General features: G+C 60.1%; 7 protein-coding genes. All 7 read right to left on the minus strand.

Annotation, left to right across the window (positions count from 1 at the left end; genetic code table 11):
* A partial coding sequence (locus BN903_RS12660) for an undecaprenyl phosphate translocase family protein (protein WP_048078078.1) occupies positions 1-272 on the minus strand: 272 nt, incomplete at its 3' end.
* 38 nt (positions 273-310) lie between these two features.
* Positions 311-3,496: an oligosaccharyl transferase, archaeosortase A system-associated gene (locus tag BN903_RS12665; RefSeq protein WP_048078079.1), complete on the minus strand. Its 3,186-nt coding sequence runs from the start codon at positions 3,494-3,496 to the stop codon at positions 311-313.
* 750 nt (positions 3,497-4,246) lie between these two features.
* Complete coding sequence (locus BN903_RS12670; protein ID WP_048078080.1) at positions 4,247-5,458, minus strand: glycosyltransferase; 1,212 nt, start codon at positions 5,456-5,458, stop codon at positions 4,247-4,249.
* Between the two features lie 50 nt (positions 5,459-5,508).
* Positions 5,509-6,633 carry a glycosyltransferase gene (locus BN903_RS12675; protein ID WP_052334958.1) on the minus strand — a complete coding sequence of 375 codons (1,125 nt, stop codon included), beginning with the start codon at positions 6,631-6,633 and terminating at the stop codon, positions 5,509-5,511.
* 94 nt (positions 6,634-6,727) lie between these two features.
* Positions 6,728-7,363 (minus strand): IS6 family transposase, encoded by a 636-nt coding sequence (locus BN903_RS16070; protein WP_079890615.1) that lies wholly within the window; start codon positions 7,361-7,363, stop codon positions 6,728-6,730.
* A 101-nt stretch (positions 7,364-7,464) separates the two neighbouring features.
* On the minus strand, positions 7,465-8,658 hold the full coding sequence (locus BN903_RS16075; protein ID WP_079890670.1) for a glycosyltransferase family 4 protein: 1,194 nt from the start codon (positions 8,656-8,658) through the stop codon (positions 7,465-7,467).
* Positions 8,659-9,017: 359 nt separating this feature from the next.
* Entirely contained in the window at positions 9,018-10,181 is a 1,164-nt protein-coding gene (locus BN903_RS12685; protein WP_195155801.1) for a polysaccharide biosynthesis C-terminal domain-containing protein, read from the minus strand.
* Between the last annotated feature and the right edge of the window lie 34 nt (positions 10,182-10,215).

Raw genomic sequence — 10,215 nt, forward strand, 5'->3', positions numbered from 1 at the left:
ACCGCGGTGCCGATACCGGCCCCCAACACGAGCAGGAACGCGCCGTCGACCTCGCGGAACGCGGCCCGGGCGTCCGCGAGGTTCCCCGGCCGAACCCCCGCCAGCACGCGGCGTACTCGACCGGGGTCGATCGCCGTGACGGCCGCGATCAGCCGCTCGTAGATGCCGACGATGAGCGCGATGGTCCCGCCCGAGACGCCGGGTACCGCGTCCGCGCTCCCCATGGCGACGCCTTTCAGGTACAGCGTCAGCCACTCGCGTCGGTCGTCCATACGTCGAGAATAGTGTGGCGGTAGTTAACAGCCCGGAATTACGCGCTCGCGTCCCCGGTCGCCGTCGTCGCGCTCGTGGCGTCGACCGCCGTTACCGGCTCCGCCGCGCCGAGCACGCTCGCGCTGTCGGTCGAGTTCGTCGTGTTACCGCTGTCGCCGCCGTCGCCGCCCTCGCTCCCACTATCGACAGGACACGCCGGGTCGCCGCTCGGGCAGTCGACGATCCGTTCTTCGAGTTCGACCGTCGCCGCCGTGTCGTCCTCACCGACGACCTGCCCTTCGGTCACCTCGACCTGTCCGAACTGCTCGGTGGTGTACAGGTCCTCGCCCGTCGTCTGTGCGGTGCTGACGTTGTACGGACCGGTCGCGCGGACGCTCGTGTTCGTGTACCCGTTCTCGGGCCCGAACTCCTCGTAGCCCGTCGTGGAGTACGGGAGCGTGAGTTCGAACTCGCCGCTTTCGTCCGCCGTCGCGTACTGCGTGTACTCGAACGTCTGCCCGTTCGGCTTCCGCATCTCGACGGTCGCCTCGACCTCCTGACCGGGTGCCGCGCCCGACCCCTCGACGGTCGCGCCCGGCACGCGCTCGAACGTCTTGACGAAGTCGTCGCTGAACGCGCCGAACAGCGACTCACCGAACGTCGCCTGGAGGTCGACGCCGAACCGCTGGGCGAGTATCTGTGCCTGCTGTGCGTACGGCGAGCGCCCCGGTGCCTGCGTGGCGTGAACCAGCCGGTAGTGTTCGAGCGCCTCGACGCGCTCGGTGGGCACGCCCATGACGCCCCCGACCTGCGCCGAGCCGTCCTCCTCGACGTACGAGCGGGCGGCCGAGAGGTTGTCGAACCGCTGGACCGGCTGTCCCTCGCTCGGGAGGACCTTGATGTCGACCTGTTCGCCCGACTGGGTCTGGGCCGTCTGCGGCTCCCAGTCTAACACGACCGGGTCCGGCTCGACCGCGCTCCCGTAGTGCTGGTAGAGCCGGATCATCTGGCTCTCGTGGTAGCGCTGCGTCCGTGTCTGGAGGGCGGGACGGAGTCCGCCCTGCTGGCCGTTCTGGCCCTGGACCCGTTCGTACAGCAGCTCGTTGAAGTCGCGGACCGTCTCGTTGCCGCTGTAGAAGGTGACCGGCGCGTTGAACTTGGAGTTCGGCGACGCCATCTGCCAGTCGACCATCACGTAGCGGGTCTGGTTGCCCTCGTCGCTCTGGCTTGCGAGCACCTCGGCCGCCTGCTGTTCGCTCGGTGCGAGCAGGTAGTCCGCCGCTTCGCCGGCGTTCTGCTGGAACGGATTGGCGTTCGGGATGCGCTCGGCGCGGGTGGTGATCCAGTGGCCGTAGTCCCACCACGACTGGACGCCGTACGCGCCGTCGGGGTAGTCGAAGTCGCCGTCTGCGGGCCGCTCGTAGGTGGCGTACGGATCCATCGCGTTGTCCGCGCCTCCGAGCTCGCCCGGCTGAGGCGTCTCGTCGTTCATCCACTGGAGGCTCTCGTCCCACTGGACGACGCTGCGGGGGTCACTGGAGTTGCCCGCCTGCCAAACCGGGGTGGCGACGCCGACGAGCGGGACGAGGAGGATCGCGAGCACGGCGAGTACGGTCAGCACCTGCCACCCCTCGATCTCGCGGACCGCGTCGAGTGACGGGAGATCGAGCGACGAGAGGTCTAAGGCGTCGAGCGTCACTTGGAGGAAGTACGCCGTGCCGACCGCGACGACGACGGCGAGGTAGTAATTGAAGCGTTCCTGCGTGAACGCCGCGCTCCCGATGAACGCCGCCCACACGACGAAGTATAGCTCCTCGGCGTCGTACTCGACGAGGAACGTCGCCCCGACGAGGAACGCCGCGGCGAGGACGAGCCCGACCACCTGCCAGTCGAGGCCGACGACGCCGCCGACCGCGCCGTACGCCTGCGGGACCGCGTAGACGGAGCCGACCACGGCGAGCGCGGCCGGGATGTACAGCGTGTGATTGGTATCGTCTGAGCGGTACAGCGGGCGCGCGAGGATGTAGAGGACCGCCGCGAGCGCGAGGAAGAAGGCGAGCCCGTACTGCGAGAGCACGAAGTTGGTGAAGCTGGCGTCCTGAAGCGGAGGGCCGCCCTCGCCGATGGTGCGGAAGGTGGCGCGGGCGCTGAAGCCGACGAAGTTCAATAAGTTTCGCGTTAGCGTCGACCACAGCGACGGGAGCGCGAGCCAGACGGCTCCGGCGGCGGCGAGGGCGACTCCGCCGACCGCCAGTGGGTAGGTGTCCGTGGAAAGGTCACGGCTCTCCCACTGTCGGGCCAGCCAAGCGAGGAAGACGGTACCGACGGCGACACCGAGCGGAAGGACGACCTGAAGGAGCGAGTACTGTGTCGGTATGAACGAGAACGTGTCAAGCGGAATTAACTGCATCGCTCCAGCGACGGACATTGCGACTGCGCCCGCGAAAGCGACCGGCTCGGGGCTCCGACCGTGGGAGACGTCGCTCGTGAGCTTCACCGCGAGGAAGACCCCAGTGATCCCGACGAGGAGGACGCCGGGCTGCCACGTCCACATGTAGAGGCCGAGCGCGACACCGGCAGCGGACGCGTACGAGACGGGGCGTTTCAGGGCCTCGACATCGCGGTCGACGACGAGCTCCCAAACGGGCTTTTCGCGCTCCGCGACGGCGAAGGCGACGAGGAACGCGAGGACGGCAATACTCTGGAAGAGCACCTCGGCCGCGCTGTGGTCGGGGAAGCCGACGAGCGAGTAGCTGAAGAACGTTCCGGGGAGGAGGGCGAGGACCAAGGCTCCGCCGAGCGCAGCGACGCGGCCGGCAAAGCGCCGCGCGATGAAGTACGTCGGGATCGCGACGAGTGCGCCCGCGATCGGAGCCATGACGAGCATGACTTCCTCGGTGCTGCCCATGATGGGGCGGGCGATCCAGACGCCCACCGCCATGATGTGGTCCCAGAGGGTGCCGAACTGGCCCGCTTCGAAGCCTAACGGGAACCCAGTGTACGGGTCGAACTGTATCGTTCCGGGCCAGTTCTCAAGCAGATACGTCGTCTCGCGAAGGTGGTACCACGGGTCGTTACCGCGGAAGTACACCTCACCGTTGCGAACGAAGTTACCGTACGAGCGCAGCCGCGTCCAGAGCATGAACGTGACGACGCCGAGAATTACCGGAACGTGATACCACTGTGTGAGCAGATCGGAGGGGGACCGGTCCGATCCGTCGGGCGGATCGTTCGAATCGCTCATTATCGCAAGGGACTGGCAAAACGCGCATAAGGCTTGTCATATTCTCACGGTTCGGGAGATAGATCGGTGAGCGGTAAGCCACCGCGACTCGTCGCGAGGTGAGGAGGCAGAAGTTCTAATCATTCTCTCTGAGGGACATGTAACCGTGAGGGTCTCGATCGTCCTCTGTACGTACACGATCGACACTATCGGCGCACTCGATCTCGGTGAACTACTCGCGCATGTTCTCTGTAGTGGCGGAGTCGTAGGGACGATGTCGACGTACCGTGTGGAATCCCTCGGTGGGGGGAATCGCTCGGGAATTCCAGATGTCGTTGTGGCGGGGTTAAACGCGAGGCCGAACACAGCGACGCGCTCGTCGGCGGTGTCGAGCTTGGCGTTAAGCAGGCGTTCGGGCTGGCGGTCGTTCACCTCGATGACGGCTTTGAGCATCGCCGGCTCGCAGCCGGCCCCCTCAACGGTGTGGATGACCCCGTGGGTGCCATTCGGGAAGCAACTTCCGTCTCGGCCGAGCCGCTCTGGAGGAACTTCTTACTGATGTGGCCGTTCAGGCGGGTTGTCTCAGCGATCTCGCAGGGATTGATATGGGGCGTGTCGTCTTCGGAGCGGCCGTTCGGAACTGGAAGTAGCCAACGGAGTCGCCGATGATGATTGTTGGTCGGAGGTAGCGATAGCAGAGTACTCTGAGTCGGATCTCCTGTTTGGCGTGGTCGTTGTTAGCGATGGAGCGGCGTCTACATTGAGTGGCGTTCAGAATGGACCAAAGTTCTCGGTGACGAACTTGAGAAGCATCCGCGAGGAGGCTTCCCACGTATACTTTTCCGCAGCTAGCTGTCGCCCAGCATCCCCCATTCGGTGCTGTCGATCCGGGCTTTGAGAGAGTGATCGAATCTTCTCGGGAAATTTGTCGAGTTCGGCGACGAGTAGTTCTTCGCCCGCAGTTGCTTGAAGTCCCCTCGCACCGAATGGAGTCGAGATCACGAGCAGACTTCGAGCGAAATAGTCGATGAGTTTGATATTCGTCCCTCCGCCCGATAGCATTGGATTGAGAGCGATATCGGCGGCGTCGAAGTGGGCTTCGAACTCGTCTTCGACGTACCCAGTAGTAACAAGGTTCTCAGGTAACGATGATCTGTCGAGTGCGTTTCCGACTGACCCCATGATGAGGAACTGAGCATCGATGTCGGCGTCCACGAGTTCGCGCGCTATGTCGACGACTGCTTCGGCGGCCTCCACGTTTGGTCGGTAATTACTGCCCATAAACAGGGCGACGGTCGCGTCAGTATCGATTCCATACTCCCTTCGAACTCTCTTTGCGGCATCGCTGCCGGGTCGATGATCTCGAAGTCTGTCCTCGTACGTCCCGTTTGGTGCGACTAGGATTGGTCCCTCAGGATCGTATCGCTTCCGATATATATCCGCATCGTTCTCGCTAGTACAGACGATCGCATCTGTTTCTTCGACGGACCGTTGCTCAAGCCGGTCGACTTCTCGCTCAACGCATTCGGCGAATGCCGGCTGGGAGATATCGCCGAACCGCTCAATCTCCACATTGTGACTCGAGAAGACGGTCGGCGTGTCCTCCGGGACGTGATCAAGGACGTACGGCATCTGCCACGGTTCTCGTGCCAACACGACGTCAGCTCTCTCGAACATCTCATCGAGCCCGTCGTTCGCGATGCGGAGTGATCGATGTGCGAGCAGGTTCGGATAGCCGAGCAGCATCGGTGCTTTTGTTGCCTCGTGGAGAGGATTGAGGTGACGGTATTCGTCGTAGTCCTCGGCAATCCGGACGTGACGACGCAGATCTAGGGATTTGTACATCGCCGGTGACCCCCCCTGGCAGTACCGGTGGACCGTGTGCCCCTCCTTCGGAAACTCCTTGACCAGACCGTGGGTCCGGTGGTCGCCGCCCATTCTGGGAGGGTAAGTAACGTAGGGGGCGACCTGACAGAGGTACACAATTACAGTAGTGAGTATTGGTGGTTTATCGATATCGGTCTTCGACGAGATCAGTTACTTTTGAATCGTCGTTCACTTTCGAAGACTACCTCTCTGAGATCTGCCTCAAAAGTTTCGTACCGATACTGCTCTGCGACACTCTGGATAGTCTCCCGATCGAACTGGGATGGATCGAACGCCCGTACCGTCTCTCGGAGCGATTCGACGCTTGGGTCGAACAGAAGTCCGGTCACACCTTCCTCGACTTGGTTCTTCGTGAACCCCTCATCAACTCCAAGAAGTGGTTTCCCTGCACTCAACGTTTCGGCCCCAACTAGTCCGAAGTCCTCTTGTCTCGGTGTATATACGACTGCTGTCGCTTTAGCGGCTAGTGATTCGATATCCTCGACGAAGCCACGGATCTCGATGTTGTCGTGTCCTTCGGACATACGCTCAAGTTTCTGGCGCTCCTGACCATCACCAGCGACGACGAGTCGATGATCGAGTCCCTGGAACGCCTCGACGATCAGGTCGACGCGTTTCTCGGGGTCGAGCCGTGACCATGTAAGGAAGTATCCGTCGTCGCCCTCGTTGCGCCAATCTCCCGTGACTGGTGGGTAGACGACTTCCGCATCTCGGCCGTAGTACCGGCGAATACGGTCGCGAATGAGTTCGCTGTTCCCGACGAAAGTATCGACGTAGTCGACCGCTTCCTTGTCGAGGGCTCGCCAGAGCTTCGCGTAGGCGCGCGCGCCGAACGCGATGCCCGGGTAGTCCAACCGCTTCATTCTGTCTCGGAATAGGTCGTAGAGCCAGCGCGGTGGACTGTGTGGGTAGTGGACAATTCGCTGGTGGGTCTCTGGAACGTAGAACTTCGAGAGAGGGCCGCTCTCGAGGAGCACGTCGTACTTGATCAGTTCGTCACAACCCTGGGTCATGTCAATGGCGACACTCGCAGACTCGAACGGGTTCATGCCGTTGTTCTTCCAATCGAGCAGTCGTCCCGAGAGGCCACGAGTGTACTTGGGCTGGCAAATAGCGTGGATCTCGACGTCGCTCGGAACGTCAAGACTGGGTTCGACGTACATCGTGAAGATCGGGGCGTCGAGAACTCGGGCAGCCTCGATCGCGAACGTCTCGCTCCCGCCGATAGTCGGGAACCGATCGTGGAGAACTGCAACAGAGTCCTGAGTCATTCGACCGTTACGTGTTCTGTGTCTGTGCCCATCATTCCTCGGTCGTAAATGACACCACGCACCCTATTCAAGGGCACCGTTACACGGGTAGTGTTCAGATAAGCTGATTCCATGCGAAGGCGAACGATCTGAGCCACTCGTTTGCTGTTTCTGCTTTAGCGTTGCTGAAACAGTTTGAGAAACTAGTAGTTCTGCGTTTTACCTCACGAAAGACACGTTCGACGCTGTTCCGATCTCCATGTCGTTCGTATCTAAAGTCGAGATTGTGTTTGTCACAAGCTCGCTGAAGTGGAACCGCGCCATCAACGAGAAAGATCGCGTCTTCTACGTCGTGTTTGTCGCAGAGTTCCGCAAAAAATTGATCCGCTATCACGTTTGTTCTTGTCGGTTCAAGCCGTGTATGTAGCAAATCGTTTGAGTCAGTATCGACAGCAGCGTACAGCCAATACTGCTCATTGTCAAGCTGAATCACAGTCTCGTCAACCGCAACGTGATTCGGACTGCGACCCGTTTCTGGCTGTAGATCGGCTTTGTGAACCCAGTTATGAACGGTCGATCGAACCCGATCAACACCGAATACCTCAAGAAATGAAACAGTATTCGAAAGCGATAGTCCTGATAAATGAAGCTGAATACTGAGCTTCATCAACAGCTCCGGTGTTGCTTCTCTCTCCACAAACTCTAAGTTAATCTCGTCTAAACAGCCGCTGAGGCGGGCGTTTTCGGGCATGAATCACTTTGAAAACGCATCGCCTCACCTTTCAAACCTTATCTGAACACCGCCGTTACACGATGGGGACTATCGATGGACCGTTCGGTATGTCCGAGCCTTCAGGCGAGTTCCTCGAAGATCGCGTAATACTTGTTAGCCACAGCCTGCGGTGAGAACTCCTCGGAGACGGTTGATGCTGCCTCTCCGAGTGACGCTGTAAACTCCGGGTTCGCACATAGACGCCGCAACTGCTCACTCAGCGCAGTTTCGTCTCCCGGTGGAAAGAGAAGCCCCGTCTCGCCGTCGTCGATCACTTCTTCGATTCCACCGACGGCACTCCCGACGATCGGCGTACCGAGTGCCATCGATTCGACAGTAACGCGGCCGAACGGTTCCTCCCACGTCGACGGGAATACTGTTGCTGTCGCTCCGGCGATCGTTCGGTATACCTCCTCGGGCTCGACACGACCGCGAAATTCGACTTTCTTTGGAGCGATATCTTTCGCCAGCTGTTTCAGCTGGTCTCGTTCTTCCCCATCGCCGAAGACGACTAACTCGGCGTCGATATCGAGGAGGCCCATCGCCCGAACTGCTGTACCGATTCCTTTCTGCGGAAGGAGACTGCTTGCGGTAACGAAGCGTGGAATCTCGCTGGAGGCCGCTGGCCCGCTGAAATCGACGTCAATTGGATTGTAGACGACATCGGTGCGTGAAGCGACCTGCGACGATCGGCGTACCGTTTCGCGAATATGATCTGCGATGAATACGTTACAGTCTATCGTCCCGATAATGCCGGAGTTATAATGTCGTTTGAGCAATAAGTATCGCTTTACCACCGGCGAAAGTGGGCTATCCCACCCCTGATGCCGGACACAGTTGCCCAAGTCGTCGTCGCATCCCCGACACTGCCGGCCGTCCACACTGTAGATGCTGATCGGACAGATGGGCCAAAAGTCCCGAATTGTTGCCACTTTCGGTGTCTCGGTATCCAACTGTCTGATAGCCATCGTCGAACGACGATGATGTGCGTGAACTACGTCGGCGTCCTCGATGTGTTCTTCTGCCGCCTGCGCCAGTCGACGCGCCGCTATCGAGTCGGCTACGAGATCTGGCAGATTCTCGACGTAGTCCGGAATCCGGACTCTCGAAACATCGACGCCGGGAAAAGAGAGTTTCTCCGCATCGGAGAGGTCACCTCCGACGAGGGTGACCTTCGTGTCGTCACGCTGGGCGAGCCCCGTAACGATCTCACGAGCGCTCAGTTCGGCTCCCCCGACGTTACTGAGGTAGTCTGTGAGAGCGATAACCCGCATTCACCGGATTACTGTTTCGGTAGCGTATATCGGTTTCGGCACGCTTAGCAGAGACAAGTATCTTCTCATAGAAGAACTGGCTGAACTTGTCGTCGACGTCGTCGAGACCGACTCAGATATCGTCTACGAGGACCTCCCGGTGGAGGACCCTCAGGTCCGTCAGCCGGATATCTCCCGAGCGAAAGAGCGACTTGACCGGACTCCTCGATAAGTCTCTCCGAGGGACTCGAGAGGACCTCGGAGTACTTCGCTGAACAGGAATCAACCGGGTCCCAGAGCCAGTGAGGCGGGAGTAGAGCGATCACCGTTCGGTCGCAGTCCTTCTCAGGTCTGATCTTTCGACGATACTTGTCGACCGATCATAGAAAGTCTCGCACGATCCCGATCAGCCGAAGTCTGATGTCCCGGCTAATCGCCGGAAGGACTATCGAGTACGTCGCTATACCGGAGCCGACGAGGAGTAGTACGTTCCAGGGTTGCGGAAAGGCCAGCGTTTCACGCAGCCCATAGACGACCCCACCCATCACGAGCGCGGCAATGACCTCCATCGCAAGCGGCTGTACCTGGAAGACCGTGAGAGGCATCTCAAGCTTTTCGACGAACAGATACCCCAAGTACACGGTAGAGGCAGTGACGCCGGCGAGCGATGCGATTGCCGCACCAATAATACCGATCCAAGGAACTAACACGAGGTCCAAGACGAGGTTAGTGCCGATCAGTACGGCATCTGCCCGGAGTGTCAGTTCGGGGCGATCCATACCGTCTATCGCGCTCGTTAGCGTCCCCCGAAACCCGCTCGGTATCTCAATGGCGACCGCAAGGACAGCGACACTGGCGCCGCCAGCGAACGCCGAAGTGAACAGCGTGATGACGATCTGCTCCGCCAGCAGGAATATCCCTACCGTCGCTGGAATGGCAACGATAGCCGAGAACACCATCGCATCGCCGAGGATCTCTCCGATGCGTTCGTAGTTCCCTTCATCGTCGTGATGGCTGATCTCGGGGAAACTCGACGTACTAACGGCGGATGAGAACACCTGTAGCACAAGCGCGATCCGGAACGGGATGTTGTAGAGGCCAACTGCGCTGTTACCGATCAAAACCGAGATAACAGCAGTATCGATGTTGTGGTACGCCTTCGTTGCGAACTCCCGGAAGAAAGAGAACTTCGCGAACGAGAGGAGGCTCAAAGCTTCCTTCCGCCGTGGCGCACCGATTCGGACGGGAATCATATACAGACCGATGCCGACCGCCGCGGCCGTGCCCATGAGGGCCCCTGCCACGAGGCCAAATAGCTCTAACCCCACGAAGACCAGCGCGATCTGTACGGTGGAGCGGACGAAAACTTCGATCAAATTGACGGCACCTGACCGACCGACACGAGATAAGCCCGAGAGCGCTGAAACAACGAAGTTCCGGCCCTGAAGTACCCAAATGAGAGCGACGGCTGCCAGCACAACGGTCTGTTCAACCCCGACGAGAGACGAGACATAGTCCCTGCCGAAATACAGTATGAGAGACACAACGACAAGTGGTGGAACGAGGAGTACAATGCCC

The sequence above is a fragment of the Halorubrum sp. AJ67 genome (assembly GCF_000513435.1).